Genomic DNA, 15795 nt, shown 5'->3' with positions numbered 1-15795 from the left:
GGAGGATTCCCGTTATTGCTTGTTCGGTTCGGCAGCCGGAGCGGCGTCGGACGTTGCGGCGGCGGCATCAGCCGGGGCGGCCGCGGCGTCAGGTTTGGCGGCAGCCGCCGGAGCGGCTCCTGCCGGAGCAGCACCCGCCGGTGCCTGGCCATTGCCGTTGCCGGCGGCCGGGTTCCACGGGGCGGCCTTGGCCGGTTCGCCTTCCTTGACCTTCTGTACGCCGGCCACGATCACCTGATCGCCGGCATCCAGACCACCGCTGACCAGCCAGTTGCTGCCCTGCTGGCCCTCGCTCTTCACATTCTTGCGGGCGACCTTGCCGTCCTTGCCCACCACCAGGACGTAGCCGCCGGTGGTGTCGCGCTGCAGTGCCTGCAGCGGGACCAGGTAGGCGTTGTTGCGCTCACCCAGCGTCGCCTGGAAGCTGACGAAGGCGCCCGGCAGCAGGATCTGCTGCGGGTTCGGCAGTACCGCGCGCAGCGAGACCGCGCCGGTGGCCGGGTCGACCGTGGTCGAGGAGAAGTCCAGCGTGCCCGGCTGGTCATAGACCGTGCCGTCGGCCAGCTTCACCTGCACCGTGGATTTGCCGTCCCCGCTCAGCGCCAGTGCGCCCTTGGCCTGGGCCGCGCGCATCTGGGTCAACTCATCCACGCTCATCGAGAAGTTCACGTACAGCGGGTCGAGCTGATCCACGGTGGTCAGCAGGGTCACATCGCCCTGGCCAACCAGCGCACCTTCAGTGACCTGCTGCTTGCCGGCGCGGCCGCTGATCGGCGAGCGCACTTCGGCATAGCCCAGGTTGATCCGCGCGCTGGCCAGCGAGGCCTGGGCCTGCTGCACGGCGGCAGCGGCAGTGCGCTCGGTGGCTTCGGCCGCATCCAGATCGGACTTGGAGACGTAAGCCTGCGGGGCCAGCGAGCGGGCGCGGTTGGCGGCGGCCTTGGCGTTGGCGGCGGTGGCCTGCGCCGACGCCAGCTCGGCCTGGGAGGCATTGAGTGCTGCACGTAGCGGTGCCGGGTCGATCAGGAACAGCACCTGGCCTTCCTTCACATCCGAGCCTTCCTGATAGACGCGCTTGAGCAGCACGCCCGGGACGCGGGCGCGCACATCGGCGCTGCGGAACGGCGACAGACGGCCGACCAGCTCACGCTGCAGCGGCAGGGTCTGCGGCTTGGCCTCGATCACGCCCACCTCCGGCGGCGGCGGGGCCTGCTGCTCTTCCTTTTTGCAGGCGGTCAACGCAAGGGCGACTGCGCACGTCAGGGCAAGGGTGCGGAGTGGGGCGATCATCAGGAGAAGCTCCGGTGTTGGTTTGAATACGAAGCCGTGGCCGCATCGGGCGCAGCGAATGCGCGCAGGAAGCTGTCGACGGAGAATTCTGCCCAGCGGCGGCGCACGGCGGCGTCATCGCGGTGGGGGATGTGGAAACGCTGTTTCTCGAAATCCAAGCCGGCGATCATGCTCAATAGCAGTTCAGCCATGAAGTGCGGGTCGTCATGCCTCAGCTGGCCTTCGGCGGATCGGGTTGCCAGCCATTCAGAAACATGAAGTGCCAACGCGCCTGCACCGTCCTGGTAGAGCGTGCGGGCTTCCTGCGGGAACTGACTGGACTCGGCGGCGATCAGGCGGCGGGCCTGGACCACATGCGGCTGGTTGAAGTGATCCAGATAGTCGTTGGCGAACCGCAGCAGACTGCCGCGCAGGTCGTCACCGTCGAGTGAGCGCAGCCCGGCGGTGGCGCGGCAGACGTGCCGCTGCATCACCCGCTTCAGCAGTTCCTGTTTATTGCCATAGCGGCTGTAGAGGGTCTGCTTGGAACATCCAGCGTGCTGTGCCACCGCGTCCATGCTCAGTTGCATGCCCTGGCTGGCCAGCAGCTCGCGCACGGCATCGAACACGCGGTGATCGCGCGCGTCCAGGGTGCTGGCGGCGGGGGATGGGGGAGTCACGGGGTGGACTATACCGTCCAGTTCAGAATTGTAGAAGCCTTGTCTTTCGGCGGTTTTTGATACCCAACGTCAAGTTGCAATCGAAGCGGCCGATGCTGCGCTGTGCAGAACTCCCGCGCGATCCTCCGTACCGCGTCGGACTGAAGCGTCCGATGTAAACGGGACCCAACCCGAAAGACCTTATTCCGTCCTGCAGCAAGGTATTTCTGTGCGGTAGGCCTACAATTTCATTTTCCCAACTGAGCATCACGCACCGCTCCGTCATGAAACCGCAAAAACCAGCAGCCAAGACCGTGAAAAACAAATCCAAACCAGCCGATACGCAGACTGTTTCGCCAGTGGGCTTCTCGCTGGAGCCGGTGTACACGGCCTTGCGCAAGCGCTACCCGTCGGCCGGGCAGGCCGAGGCAGTGGCTTTTGCCGCCGACTTCTACAAGCGCATGGAGGCGGACGAGTTCCCGCACCACAGCGCCGAGGAGTGGGCCGCACTGGCAGCGGACACGCTGGAATTCGCGCGTGTACGCAAGTCCGGCAAGGCCAACGTCCGCGTGTTCAACCCGACGCTGAAGAGCAACGGGTGGGAGTCGCCGCATACGGTGTTGCAGATCGTCAACGACGATATGCCGTTCCTGGTCGACACGGTGACGATGTCGCTGGCCGAGCATGGCGTGGGCGTGCATGTACTGGGTCACCCGGTGATCCGCTTCGCCCGTGACAAGGCCGGCAAGCTGACCGGTGTCAGCGACGGCACCGCCGAATCGGTGATGCTGCTGGAGATCGACCGCCAGCCGGCCGACGCCATGGCCGACGTCGAGAAGGCGATCATCAAGGCGCTGGACGAGGTGCGTGCCATCGTCCGCGATTGGGACGCGATGCGTGCCAAGGCGCAGAGCCTGGCCGACGACCTGGGCAGCCGCGAGCTGCCGGTGGATGCCGCTTCGCGCGCCGAAGCGCAGGAATTCCTGCGCTGGGCCGCCGACAACCACTTCACCTTCTTCGGCTACCGCGAGTACCGCGTGGAGAAGCAGGGCAAGGAAGACGTGCTGGCGCCGCTCAACGACACCGGCCTGGGCCTGATGCGCGGGCAGGACAAGTCCGCTGCACGTCCGGTCAAGACGCTCGCCGCGCAGGGCCTCAATGCCACCACCGGCTTGAAGGACGCGCTGATCCTGACCAAGACCAATGCCCGTTCGCGCGTGCATCGCTCCGGCTACATGGACTACATCGGCGTGCTTGAATTCGACGCCAAGGGCAAGATCATCGGTGAGCAGCGCTTCCTGGGCCTGTTCACCTCCAGCGCGTACAACCGCCGTCCGTGGGAAATCCCGCTGGTGCGCCAGCGCCACGAATACGTGATGAGCAAGTCCGGCCTGGCACCGAGCAGCCACAGCGGCAAGGCCCTGCGCCACATTCTGGAAACCCTGCCGCGCGAAGAGCTGTTCCAGTCCAGCGAGGAAGAACTGTTCCGCACCGCCATGGGCGTGCTGGGCCTGCAGGAGCGCGTGCGCAGCCGCCTGTTCCTGCGCCGCGACAAGTACAGCCGTTTCATCTCCGCGCTGGTGTACCTGCCGCGCGAGCGCTTCAACACCGATGTGCGCCTGCGCATCGAAGCCATGCTCAAGGACGCCCTGCAGGGCGAGTACGTGGACAGCTCGGTGGTGCTCGGTGAGTCGCCGCTGGCCCAGGTGCACCTGATCGTGCGCCCGAAGGCTGGCCAGACCCTGGAAGTGGATACCAGCGCACTGGAGCAGAAGCTTGCCCAGGTGCTGCGCAACTGGCAGGACGATCTGCGCGAAGCGCTGGTGGCCCGCCACGGTGAAACCGAAGGCCTGCGCATCGCCGCACGTATCGGCAAGGCACTGCCGGCCGGCTACATCGAAGACTCCAGCACCGAAATTGCCGCCAACGACGTCAGCCAGCTCGATGCGCTGACCGGCCCGGACGATCTGCGTCTGAGCCTGCAGGCCGTGCATCGCGACGAAGGTGATGGCCTGCGGTTGAAGCTGTATCGCCAGCTGGATGACATCCCGCTGTCCGATGCGCTGCCGATGATGGAAAACATGGGCCTGCGCGTGATCTCCGAGCGCCCGTACCGTCTGACGGTCGACAACGCGCCGGTGTACGTGCAGGACTTCGAAGTGGAATCGGTGGCGGGTGCGATCGACGCGCCGAGCGTCGATGCCGCCTTCGGTGAGACCTTTGCCCGCGTGTGGCACGGCGATGCCGAGAACGATGGCTTCAACCGCCTCGTGCTCGCGGCCGGTCTGCACTGGCGCCAGGTCGCGATGCTGCGTGGCTACTGCAAGTACCTGCTGCAGACCGGCGTGCCGTTCTCGCAGGCCTATGTGGAAGGCACCTTCACCCGTTACCCGCTGCTGGCCCGCCTGCTGGTGGAGCTGTTCGAAGCCCGCTTCGATCCGGCCACCGGCCACGAGAGCAAGGACGCGATCGCCGAGGGCCAGGCCCAGCTGCGCGCGCACCTGACCGTGCTCGCCGGCGGTGACGAAGCCACCCTCAAAGTGCTCAAGACCGTGGTCGATGCACGCAAGGGCGACCGCACCGTGCAGATGGATGCCGCGCGCGATGCGCTGCTCAAGCTGATGGACCGCGTCTCCAGCCTTGATGAAGACCGCATCCTGCGCAGCTTCATGGGCGTGATCGATGCGACCCTGCGCACCAGTTACTACCAGACCGATGCCGAGGGCCGTCCGGGCCACGTCATCAGCTTCAAGTTCGATTCGGCGCTGGTGCCGGACCTGCCCAAGCCGCGCCCGTACCGCGAAATCTTCGTGTACGGCCCGCGTGTGGAAGGTACCCACCTGCGCTTCGGGGCCGTGGCCCGTGGTGGCCTGCGCTGGTCGGACCGTCGCGAAGATTTCCGTACCGAGGTGCTGGGCCTGGTCAAGGCGCAGATGGTCAAGAACACCGTGATCGTGCCGGTCGGCGCGAAGGGCGGCTTCTTCGCCAAGATGCCGCCGGTCAACGGCGACCGTGATGCGGTGTTCGCCAACGGCGTGGCCTGCTACAAGCTGTTCATCCAGGGCCTGCTGGACATCACCGACAACATCGTCAACAACAAGATCGTGCCGCCGGTGGACGTGGTCCGCCACGACATGGACGACCCGTACCTGGTGGTGGCGGCCGACAAGGGCACCGCCACGTTCTCCGACATCGCCAACGGCTTGGCCGTGGCGCACGGCTTCTGGATGGGCGATGCGTTCGCCTCCGGTGGCTCGGTCGGTTACGACCACAAGGGAATGGGCATCACCGCACGCGGTGCGTGGGAGTCGGTCAAGCGCCACTTCCGTGCGCTGGGCCGTGACAGCCAGAGCCAGGATTTCACCGCAGTCGGCGTGGGCGACATGTCCGGCGACGTGTTCGGCAACGGCATGCTGTTGTCGCGCCACATCCGTCTGGTTGCGGCATTCGATCACCGCCACATCTTCCTGGACCCGAACCCGGATGCGGCCACGACCTTCGTCGAGCGCGAGCGTCTGTTCACCGTGCCGCGCTCCAGCTGGGCCGATTACGATGCCAAGCTGATCAGCAAGGGCGGCGGCATATTCCCGCGTACGCTGAAGTCGATCGAGATCACCCCGCAGGTGCGTGAGGCACTGGGCCTGGACGACGGCGTCAAGTCGATGACCCCGAACGACCTGATGAGCGCGATCCTGAAATCGCCGGTCGATCTGTTGTGGAACGGCGGCATCGGTACCTACGTCAAGGCGGCCAGCGAGCAGCACAGCGATGTCGGCGACCGCGCCAACAACGCGCTACGCGTCAATGGCGGCGAGCTGCGCTGCAAGGTGGTGGGCGAGGGTGGCAACCTGGGCATGACCCAGCTGGGCCGCATCGAAGCCGCCCAGGCCGGCGTACTGCTCAACACCGACTTCATCGACAACTCGGCCGGTGTGGACACCTCCGATCACGAAGTCAACATCAAGATCCTGCTCAACGATGTGGTGCGTGCCAAGAAGTTGACCGTCGAACAGCGCAACAAGCTGCTGGCCTCGATGACCGACGAAGTGGCCGCGCTGGTGCTGATGGACAACTACCGTCAGAACCAGGCGCTGAGCCTGATGGAACGCATGGCGGTCAAGCGCCTGGGCTCCAAGCAGCACTTCATCCGCACGCTGGAACAGCAGGGCCTGCTGGATCGCCAGATCGAGTACCTGCCCTCGGATGCGGAACTGTCCGCACGCAAGGCGCGTGGCCAGGGCCTGACCCGTCCGGAACTGTCGGTGCTGTTGTCCTACTCCAAGCTGGTGGCCTTCCAGCAGCTGCTCGAGTCGGACATTCCGGAAGATCCGTACCTGTCCAAGGAGCTGCAGCGCTACTTCCCGACGCCGCTGCAGAAGAAGTACGCCGATGCGATGGAGCGTCACCGCCTGAAGCGTGAAATCATCGCCACGGCCGTGACCAACCAGACCATCAACCGCATGGGTGCCACCTTCCTGATGCGCATGCAGGAAGACACCGGCCGCACCGTGGCCGAGGTCGCCAAGGCGTACACGATCAGCCGTGAAACGCTGGACGCGCGCGCGCTGTGGGCACAGATCGACGCCCTCGACGGCACGCTGCCGGAGTCGGTGCAGATCGATGCGCTGGAAGTGATCTGGAAGCTGCAGCGTTCGTTCGTGCGCTGGCTGCTCTCGCGCCCGGGCGCCATGCCGGGCATCACCGAAGCGGTCAACCGCTACCAGGCCGCGTTCAACGACATCCGCGATGCCTCCGGCGTGCTGCCGGATTCGCAGCGCCCGGCCTACGAGGCCAGCGTGCAGGAATGGAAGGACAAGGGCCTGCCGCCGGCGTTGTCGCAGCAGCTCTCGGAACTGCAGTTCCTGGAGCCGGCGTTCGATATCATCGAACTGGCCCGCACCCGCAAGCTCAAGCCGGTGGACGTCTCCAAGGTCCACTTCCGCCTGGGCGACGCCCTGCAGCTGCCGTGGCTGTTCGAGCAGATCGACGCGCTGGAGGTCAACGGCCGCTGGCACGCCGTGGCCCGTGGCGTGCTGCGCGACGAGCTGGCCGCCCACCATCGCAACCTGGCTGCCCAGGTCCTGTCGATGAAGGGCAGCAGCGCCGAAGCCAAGGTCGCCGCCTGGATGGGTCGTGACGACAGCAGCCTGCGCTTTACCTTGGCGATGCTGGCCGAGCTGGCCGAGCAGAAGACCCTGGACTACCCGACCGTCTCGGTCGCGGTGCAGCGTCTGGGTCAGTTGGCCTCGCATGGTGCGTGAGCGCATGGTGCGTCGGCGCATTGGCGCTGACGCCCCACGGTTTGCTTTGCAAACCGTGGGGCCCATGCAAACGATGCTTCCAGACCCCCGCGCCTTCGGCGCGCCCCCCTGACTCAGGGGGGCTCTGCTCCAGAGGGATAAGTGCGGGCTGATAACGGAATTGCATGAGAAACACACGGCTCCGCTTCGGCGGGGCCGTTTTCGTTTCCGGGCGTGCCGGCCCGCAGCCGGCACGAACGGTTATGCTCTTGCCGGCGTACCCCACCCGGATTCACCGATGAGCGACACCCCCCGTATCGCCTTTCTGGCCAGCTCCACCGAAGCGGCACAGCTCGCGCTGGCGCAGATGCGGGCCCGCTATGGTGACTACACGCCCGAGCAGGCCGAGGTGCTGTGCCCGCTGGGCGGAGATGGCTTCCTGCTGCAGACGCTGCATCGCTATGGTGCGCTGGACAAGCCGGTGTTCGGCATGAAGCTGGGGACGGTTGGTTTTCTGATGAACCAGTTCCGTGATGACGATCTGCCCGCGCGCCTGGCGGCCGCCGAGCCGGCCAACCTGCGGCCGCTGGAGATGCTGGCCCTGACCGAGTCCGGCACCACCACCGGGTCGCTGGCCTACAACGACGTCTCGCTGCTGCGCCAGACCCGCCAGGCCGCGCATATCGGCATCGACCTCAACGGCCAGGAGCGCGTGGCCGAGCTGATCGGCGATGGCGTGCTGGTCGCCACCCCGGCCGGCAGCACGGCGTACAACTATTCCGCGCATGGCCCGATCCTGCCGCTGGGCTCGCATACCATCGCGCTGACCCCATTGGCCCCGTATCGCCCGCGCCGCTGGCGGGGCGCGATCCTCAAGGCCGCCACGGAAGTGCGTTTCCGCGTGCTCGATCCGTACAAGCGCCCGGTCAGCGTCACCGCCGATTCGCACGAAACCCGCGATGTGGTGGAAGTGACCATCCGCGAATCGCGCGAACGCCGGGTCACCATGCTGTTCGACCCGGAACACAACCTGGAAGACCGCATCCTGAGCGAGCAGTTCATGTTCTGACGCTGCACGGCCGTGGTGGCCATGCACTGTGGGAGAATGGCTGGCCGGCCGCTGCGGCCGCATTGGATTGCTGATTGCCATGGGCGACAACACCCCCCGTTTGCTGACCGTTGCCGTGACGTCGCGGGCCCTGTTCGATCTGGAAGAGGGCCACGCGCTGTTCGAGGCTGAAGGCGTCGATGCTTACGCCGAGTACCAGCGCAAGCACGAAGATGATGTGCTGCGTCCCGGCGTGGCCTTCCCGGTGGTGCGCAAGCTGCTCGCGCTCAACCAGGGCCAGTCGCCGGAACAGCCGCGGGTGGAAGTGATCCTGCTGTCGCGCAACTCGGCCGATACCGGCCTGCGCATCTTCAATTCGATCCAGCACTACGACCTGGGCATCATCCGCGCGACCTTCACCGCGGGCGAGCCGACCTGGCCCTATGTGAAGCCGTTCGGCACCGATCTGTTCCTGTCGGCCAACCCGGAATCGGTGCGTCGTGCGCTGCTGCACGGGATCGCGGCGGCGACCATCCTGCCCAAGCCGCCGGGCGAGACGATTGCCGCAGCCGAGCAGGTCGACCTGGGCCGTCCGCTGGGTCAGCTCCGCATCGCCTTCGATGGTGATGCGGTGATCTTTGGCGATGAGAGCGAGCGCATCTCGCGCGAGCAGGGCGTGGAAGCGTTCGGCCGCCATGAGCGTGAGAACGCCCGCGAGCCACTCAGCGGCGGCCCGTTCCGCAATTTCCTGTCGGCCCTGCATACGCTGCAGGCGGTGTTCCCGTCAGGCGAAGATGCGCCGATCCGCACCGCTCTGGTGACGGCACGCTCAGCGCCCGCGCACGAGCGCGTGATCCGCACGCTGCGCGAGTGGGGGGTGCGCCTGGACGAGGCGCTGTTCCTTGGCGGCCGCCACAAGGGCCCGTTCCTGGAAGCCTTCGGCGCGGACATCTTCTTCGACGATTCCCAGCACAACATCGACAGCGCGCTGCAACACCAGAGCGTGGCCGCCGGGCATGTGCCGCATGGGGTCGCCAACGACGGTTGATGCAGCGCTGCGCCCATGTAACCACCAAGGGTGCGTTCCTACGGGATCGGCAGGACCGACGGCGCGGTGGTGTCAGGATTCAACGGTAGACGGATGTCGACCAGCCGCCAGCGCAGGCCCGAGCGCTGCAGGATGAACACCACCGGTGCGCCCTGCGGCGTGTAGGTGGTGGCGGTGAACCGCGACAGCGACTCGAAATGGTGGGTGGCGCCCTTCAGGGGGCGCGCCGGCCGTGGCGCCGCATAGGCGTCATTGCTGGGGCTGTCCAGATCGTTGCTGGCGCGCTTCCACAGGGTGTGGCCCTCCAGCAGCGCACCGATGCCGGTCGGGGTGACCAGCGCGTCCACGGCGGTCGCGCTGAGCCGGTCACCGGCCGAGAGCAGCAACGCGCCAAACAGGCTGGACTGCATGTCCGGACCCGCGCGGCGGACCACGTAATCGCTCAGCTGGGCGCGCAGATTGGCGCGCAGCATCGGGAAATCCACGTAACGATCAAGGTTGGCGGTATCGCGCTGCTCGATCGCGCGGCTGAGGCCATGCACGGTCAGGTAGGGACCGCTGAACACGATGCCGGCCAGCACCAGCAGCACGCTGACCAGCAACCAGAGCAGCTTCTTCATCGGGTGTGCCTTGTCGTCATGGTGCGCAGCTTGACGCAGCGGGCGTCAGTGCACGTGAAGTTCAGAACTCCAGGTCCAGCGCCGCGCACAGGTAATCCACGAAGGGAGCAAGCGTGACCAGGTCGGCCGCGATGGTCTGGCGCAGGCGCGGGCCGGTCATCGTGGCGTCGTCCAGCGAGCGCCAGAAGACCCAGTTGCGGTGCTTGAGATCGTCGATGAACTCGAACTCCGGCTCGAACCCGCGCGGGGCGCGGACCAGCTTCTCGCTTTCCTCGAAATCGAATTTCTTGCGCAGCAGCGGCGAATGCGCGGCGGCCTTCCAGCTGCCAGGGTTGTCGACGATGAAGTGCCGCACCTTGCGCTGCGTGGCCGGTTCGGGATGCCACAGCCCCGCACCGACGAAGCTCTCGCCCGGCTGCAGGTGGATATAGAACGACGGGGCCGGCACCTGCTTGCGGCGCTCATGGAACAGGCGCGCGCCCTGCCAGCTCTTGTAGGGCGACTTGTCGTTGGAGAAGCGCGCATCGCGGTAGATGCGGAACAGCGAGCCACCCACGGTGCGCGGATCGGCGCGGAAGTGCTCGCTGACTGCGGCCAGGTCCGGCTGCAGATCGGTGATCAGGCGCAGGAACGGCTGGCGGACATGCGCTTCGTACTTCGGCTTGTGCTCGTTGAACCAGGTCTTGTCGTTGTTGCGGGCCAGGCCTCGCAGGAACGTGAAGGTAGCCGGGCTGAAATAGGTGCTCATAGGCTGCTCTGCAGGTGGGTGCCCCAGTCGCGCAGCTGCTGCAGCAGGGCGAGCTTGCCGGCATCGTTGGCATGCTCTGCGGCCAGTGCATCCAGCTGCGCGGTGAACTGCGGCAGGGTCTGTTCGCCCAGCGATGCATCGCCGAGCAGGCGCTGGCGACGATAGTCGTTCCAGCGTGAGCGCTCGGTGGTGTCCAGGGTGTCCGGGTAGTTGCGGGCGCGGTACCGGAACAGCAGCTCGGGCATGCGCGGATCGCGCAGGCGCTCGGCGAAGCTGGCCAGTTCGGCCGGTCGGCTGGTGCGGATACGCGACATCAGGGATTTGTCGCCGTCGGCGAGGAAACCGTCGTACAACGAGGCGTCCACATCGCTCGGCGGCAGCGTACGCTCGCCCGAATACACCTGGCGGACCTTCTCGGCCAGGGCCGGGCCGATCTGGCGCAGGCGCTCGGCCTTGGCCTCGATCGCGGCCGGGTCGATACCCAGGCGCGCATGGTCGGCCGGACGCAGGTGGTTCCAGGCGACCAGCGCCGGGACCTTGTTGAGGTGCACTTCCTTGAGCGGCACGCGCTGCTCGCCCTCGGCCATGTCGGCCGCGCGGGTGTACAGGCGTGCGGCGATGGTTTCCGGTGGCAGATCGAGCAGCGGCTCGATATCGCCCTCCAGATCGAGCGCGATGATGCGGTTGTTGATGAAGGGATGGCGCGCCACTGGCAGCACCGGTGCGGCGCACATGCGCTGGGCCGGGTAGCGCATCGAGATGTGCAGCACCGGCTGCATCGCCTCCACATCCAGCAGGCCGCCCACGAAGCGCTTGTCGCGCAGCTTCAGCGCGTAGTCCCACAGCCGTGGCTGCGCCTGCTTGAACAGCTTCGCCAGACCGATTGTCGCGTACACGTCGGACAGCGCTTCATGCGCATCGCCCTGACGGACGTTATTGGCCGTGGCCAGATGCTCGAGCTTGAACGAAGTGGCGCCGTCTTCGCGCTGCGGCCAGACAATCCCGTCCGGGCGCAGCGCATGCAGCAGCCGCATCATGTCCAGTAGATCCCAGCGCGAATTGCCGTTGCGCCACTCGCGTTCGTAGGGATCGTAGAAGTTGCGAAACAGCCCGTGGCGGACGAATTCATCGTCGAAGCGCAGCGTGTTGTAACCCAGCGAGCAGGTGCCCGGCTGCGCCATCAGGTCGTTGATCCGCGCGAACGCCTCGGCCTCGGTGACGCCGGCGCTCAGCGCGTGCTGCGGGGTGATGCCGGTGATCAGGGTGGCGATCGGCGAGGGCAGCAGATCATCGGCCGGTTTGACGTAGAAGCTGACCGGTTCTTCGATGATGTTGAGATCGGCATCGGTGCGGATACCGGCGAACTGCGCGATGCGCGTGCGGCGCGGGTCCTGACCGAAGGTTTCCAGGTCATAGAACAGGAAGCTGTCGGCCATCAGTGCGCACCCTCCAGGACGGGCAGTTGTTCGTGGACCCGCCGCTCCAGTGCGGCCCAGTTGATATGCGCCAGGCTGTCGTGCCCGGCAGTAGCTTCCTCCAGCATGCGCCGCTGCAGCTCGGTGCGCGCCAGCGCAACGGCGTATGGGGTACGCAGGAAGGTGACCATCGTGTAATGCGGGACGAAGCGGGTCGGCCAGCGCGCCTGCAGCGCCTGTTCCAGTTCGCGCTGCAGCAGGAACTGCGGATCGGCCACGCGGTCGCGCATCTCCAGGTAGTTCTCCAGCGCCATCTGCTGGATCGCCTCGGCATTCGGCTTGCGGTCCGCTTCGAATGCAGCGAAGGCCTCGCCCAGCGACTCCTGCTCCAGCAGATGCGCGGCCAGGGCGATGCAATCCTCGAAGGCGCAGTTCATGCCTTGGCCGTGGAACGGCACCATCGCGTGCGCGGCATCGCCGATCAGCACCGCGCGGCCCTTCATGTGCCAGTGCTTGAGATGCAGCGTGCCGAGCAGGCCCGGCGGATGCTGCTCCCAGTCGCGGCGCAGGTTCGGGATAAGCGCCAGCGCATCGGGGAAGTCGCGCGCGAACAGCGCCTCGGCCTCGGCCCCGCTGTTGGTGGTGGCAAAGCTCGGATCGCCCTCGTTGGGCAGGAACAGCGTGACCGTGAACGTGCCTTCGTCGTTCGGCAACGCGATGCACATGTAGTGCCCGCGCGGCCAGATATGCAGTGCGTTGGCCTCGATCCGGAACCCACCATCATCGGTCGGCGGGATCTCCAGCTCCTTGTAGGAGTGATCCAGGAAGTCGATGCGCTCGTCCAGCGGCTGCTTGCGGTTCATCGCCGCGCGCAGCGCCGAACCGGCACCGTCGGCCCCGATCAGGGTATCGAAGCGGATATCGTGCGGCTGGTCGTCGCGGTCATCGATGAAGCGTGCGTAGCCGGCATCGAAGTCCACCGTATGCAGGCGCCGGTGGAAGTGCACGGTGGCACCGGCATCCTCGGCCAGCTGCAGCAACGTGGTGTTGAGATCCTTGCGATGGATCGACCAGATCACCTCGCTGTCGTCCCGCCCGTAGCGCTGCAGCTGCGGCTCGCCCTCGCGCGGGTGAATCATGCGCCCACGCATCATCACCGCCTTGGCCATGACCGCGTTTTCGACCCCTGCCTGGCGCAGCGCATGCCGGCCACGTTCGGCGAGCGCCAGATTGATCGAACGACCGGACTCGTAATCGCTCACGCGCGGATCGCCGCGGCGCTCATACAAGGTGATCTGCCAGCCCTGGCGGGACAGCAGGATGGCCAGCAATGAACCGGCCAGGCCAGCGCCGATGATGCTCAGCGAGCGGGAGGGGGTAGCGATCAAGGCGATGTCCGTGGGGGCGGGGAGGGCGGTCGGGTCAGAGACCGGCCCAGGCTTCCACTTCCTCGACGAAGTGGTGCAGGTCGAGGTAGCGGTTGTACAGCGGTGTCGGCGAGATGCGGATCACGTCGGGCTCGCGCCAGTCGCCGAGCACGCCCACGGTCTGCAGGTACTCGAACAGGCTGCGGCCGCGCTCGCGGCCACCGGCCACACGCAGCGAGAGCTGGCAGCCTCGGCGCTCCGGCTCCGAAGGCGTCAGCACCTCCAGCACACCGGACAGGCGCGCACGCACGAGCGCATCCAGCATGCCGGTCAGGCGCAGCGATTTGGTCCGCAGCGCATCGATGCCACCGGCCTTGTCGACGACATCGAGGGCAGCGCGCAGCGGGGCCAGACCCAGCACCGGCGGATTGCTGAGCTGCCAGCCTTCGGCACCGACCGCCGGCACGAACTGCGGCGCCATCTTGAAGCGGGTGGCTTCTTCATGGCCCCACCAGCCAGCGAAGCGCGGCAGCGTGGCATCTCGGTGATGGCGTTCGTGCACGAAGCAGCCGGCCACGGCGCCCGGGCCGGCGTTGAGGTACTTGTAATGGCACCACACGGCGAAATCCGGCGCGATGTCGTGCAGCTGCAGCGGCACATTACCCACCGAATGGGCCAGATCGAAACCGACGCGGGCGCCCTGCAGGCGCGCCATGCGGGTGATGGCGTCCAGATCGAACACCTGGCCACTGCGGTACTGCGCGCCGGGCCACAGCACCAGCGCCAGGCGCGGCCCGTGTTCGGTGATGGCGCGTTCGATGGCCTGCAGCGAGATCGTGCCGTTGGGCTCATCGGGCTGCACCTCGATCAGATCGGTATCGGGGTTGAAGCCATGGAAGCGGATCTGCGAGTCCACTGCATGCCGATCCGTCGGGAAGGCGCCGGCCTCCATGAGGATGACGGGGCGTTCGGCGGTGGGCCGGTAGAAGCTGACCATCATCAGGTGCAGGTTGACGCTGAGGGTGTTCATCGCCACGACTTCGCTGGGCAGGGCGCCGACCACGCGGGCGAGCTGTTCGCTGACCAGACGGTGGTAATGCAGCCACTGGGTGTCACCGGTGAAGTGGCCTTCGACGGCCAGCGAGGCCCATTTGTCCATGACTTCCTGGACGGCGGCACGTGCGCCGCGCGGCTGCAGACCCAGCGAGTTGCCGACGAAGTAGGTCTGGTCGCGGTGGTTGTGCTGGGGGAAGACGAATTCGTTGCGCAGGGCGCGCAGCGGGTCGGCGGCGTCCAGGGCAACGGCATGGGTGCGGCTGAGGAGTTCGGACATGGTGCAACCGGCGGTGTCAGTGAGCCGACAGTTTATCCGGGTGTTGGGGGTGTGGGCTGAATCTGGCTTGCGGTGCTGATTTGGCGTGGGCTGGCAGCTGGCGCTCTAGCTGGAGGCCGGAGCCAACGCCAACGCCAGCGCCAACGCCAACGCCAGCGCCAACGCCAACGCCAACGCCAAAGCCAATGCGTACGGAGTGACGTTCCAGTGTACGGGCCGGTGTGGGTGGGTCTGCTGGACCCGCCGCAAGTACGTCCGTGTAGGCTCGTAGTGCGGCATCCATGCCGCACACGGTCCTGCAGACCCACCCACACCGACCCGCTGACAATTGGTCGGTGCGTACGGGAAAAGGCGGGCGCCTGCGCCTTGGACTGTTCACTGGTGCAGTTTGAGCGCGGAGGCCGGGTGAGCCAACAGCGGTGGACGATGCATCCACTTGCCGACGCTTGGCACTGTCCGCCGTGATCGGACACAACGGTATTACTCGCTCACCCAATTTGCCGGTCTTCGCTCAACTTTCGGAGCTGGTCCAGACTTAATCGCAGTCGCAGTCGCAGTCGCAGTCGCAGTCGCAGTGGCAGTCGCAGTCGCAGTCGTTCATGCCTGCGCCGAGGTTGGCGGCGCTGGGACCAGCGCAGCTTGGTTCTGCTTGTGAGGCTGCGGCGCAGTATCAGCAGAAGCAGTCACGGCAGCAGAAGCAGCAGAAGCAGCAGAAGCAGCAGATGCAGCAGAAGCAGAAGCAGCAGAAGCAGAAGCAGAAGCAGAAGCAGAAGCAGAAGCAGAAGCAGAAGCAGAAGCAGAAGCAGCAGAGGTCGCGCTAGCTCCAGCGTTGCTCTTTTCCATGCGCACCGCGAAGTGTGGATGGGTCGGTGGGGGTGGGTTTCCGGGACCGTGTGCGGCATGGATGCCGCACTACGAGCCTACATGGACGTACTTGCGGCGGGTCCAGGAAACCCGCCCCCGCCGGCCCACTCCCAGTCCACTCAACGGCTGACTTTCAAGCTTCCAAGCTTCCAAGCTTCCAAGCTTCCAAGCTTCCAAGCTTCCA

10 protein-coding genes and 1 pseudogene are annotated in these 15795 nt (G+C 66.3%); 4 read left to right on the top strand and 7 right to left on the bottom strand.

The features are described from left to right. Window positions 1-12: 12 nt before the first annotated feature. Together ACWV8V_RS08020 and ACWV8V_RS08015 are read right to left on the bottom strand one after the other, a co-directional pair. Entirely contained in the window at window positions 13-1290 is a 1278-nt protein-coding gene (locus ACWV8V_RS08020; protein ID WP_455899416.1) for an efflux RND transporter periplasmic adaptor subunit, read from the bottom strand. After that, window positions 1290-1949, bottom strand: coding sequence for a TetR/AcrR family transcriptional regulator (locus ACWV8V_RS08015; protein WP_259261593.1), 660 nt, complete (start codon window positions 1947-1949; stop codon window positions 1290-1292). Before ACWV8V_RS08015 ends, ACWV8V_RS08020 begins: the two co-directional genes overlap by 1 nt. Before the next feature lie 344 nt (window positions 1950-2293). Between ACWV8V_RS08015 and ACWV8V_RS08010 the strand changes: the two are divergent. The 3 genes and pseudogenes from ACWV8V_RS08010 to ACWV8V_RS08000 all read left to right on the top strand — a co-directional run. After that, a pseudogene (locus ACWV8V_RS08010) lies at window positions 2294-7189 on the top strand (NAD-glutamate dehydrogenase); the annotation flags it as partial. 277 nt (window positions 7190-7466) lie between these two features. Then, window positions 7467-8237 (top strand): NAD kinase, encoded by a 771-nt coding sequence (locus ACWV8V_RS08005; RefSeq protein ID WP_259261595.1) that lies wholly within the window; start codon window positions 7467-7469, stop codon window positions 8235-8237. A 79-nt stretch (window positions 8238-8316) separates the two neighbouring features. After that, the gene (locus tag ACWV8V_RS08000) at window positions 8317-9264 is read left to right on the top strand and encodes a 5'-nucleotidase (RefSeq protein WP_088434636.1); all 948 of its coding nucleotides are present in this window, start codon (window positions 8317-8319) and stop codon (window positions 9262-9264) included. A gap of 38 nt (window positions 9265-9302) precedes the next feature. Here ACWV8V_RS08000 and ACWV8V_RS07995 read toward each other — a convergent pair whose 3' ends face one another. The 5 genes from ACWV8V_RS07995 to kynU all read right to left on the bottom strand — a co-directional run bounded on the left by ACWV8V_RS07995 (window position 9303) and on the right by kynU (window position 14747). Beyond that, the gene (locus tag ACWV8V_RS07995) at window positions 9303-9884 is read right to left on the bottom strand and encodes a DUF2939 domain-containing protein (protein ID WP_455899415.1); all 582 of its coding nucleotides are present in this window, start codon (window positions 9882-9884) and stop codon (window positions 9303-9305) included. A 61-nt stretch (window positions 9885-9945) separates the two neighbouring features. Further along, window positions 9946-10632, bottom strand: coding sequence for a DUF2461 domain-containing protein (locus tag ACWV8V_RS07990; RefSeq protein WP_259261598.1), 687 nt, complete (start codon window positions 10630-10632; stop codon window positions 9946-9948). Next, complete coding sequence (sbcB, locus tag ACWV8V_RS07985; RefSeq protein ID WP_346468013.1) at window positions 10629-12068, bottom strand: exodeoxyribonuclease I; 1440 nt, start codon at window positions 12066-12068, stop codon at window positions 10629-10631. Before sbcB ends, ACWV8V_RS07990 begins: the two co-directional genes overlap by 4 nt. Continuing rightward, entirely contained in the window at window positions 12068-13435 is a 1368-nt protein-coding gene (locus ACWV8V_RS07980) for an FAD-dependent oxidoreductase (RefSeq protein WP_455899414.1), read from the bottom strand. The genes sbcB and ACWV8V_RS07980 overlap by 1 nt, the downstream gene beginning before the upstream one ends. A 34-nt stretch (window positions 13436-13469) precedes the next feature. Beyond that, the gene (gene kynU, locus ACWV8V_RS07975; RefSeq protein ID WP_455899413.1) at window positions 13470-14747 is read right to left on the bottom strand and encodes a kynureninase; all 1278 of its coding nucleotides are present in this window, start codon (window positions 14745-14747) and stop codon (window positions 13470-13472) included. 599 nt (window positions 14748-15346) lie between these two features. On the opposite strand from kynU, the gene ACWV8V_RS07970 reads away from it, so the two are divergent. Continuing rightward, the gene (locus ACWV8V_RS07970; RefSeq protein WP_455899412.1) at window positions 15347-15568 is read left to right on the top strand and encodes a hypothetical protein; all 222 of its coding nucleotides are present in this window, start codon (window positions 15347-15349) and stop codon (window positions 15566-15568) included. Window positions 15569-15795 lie beyond the last annotated feature (227 nt).

Source organism: Stenotrophomonas sp. Ker107b (assembly GCF_053847245.1).
The sequence above is the reverse complement of the archived record's forward strand: the minus strand, read 5'-3'. Positions and strand labels throughout refer to the sequence as shown.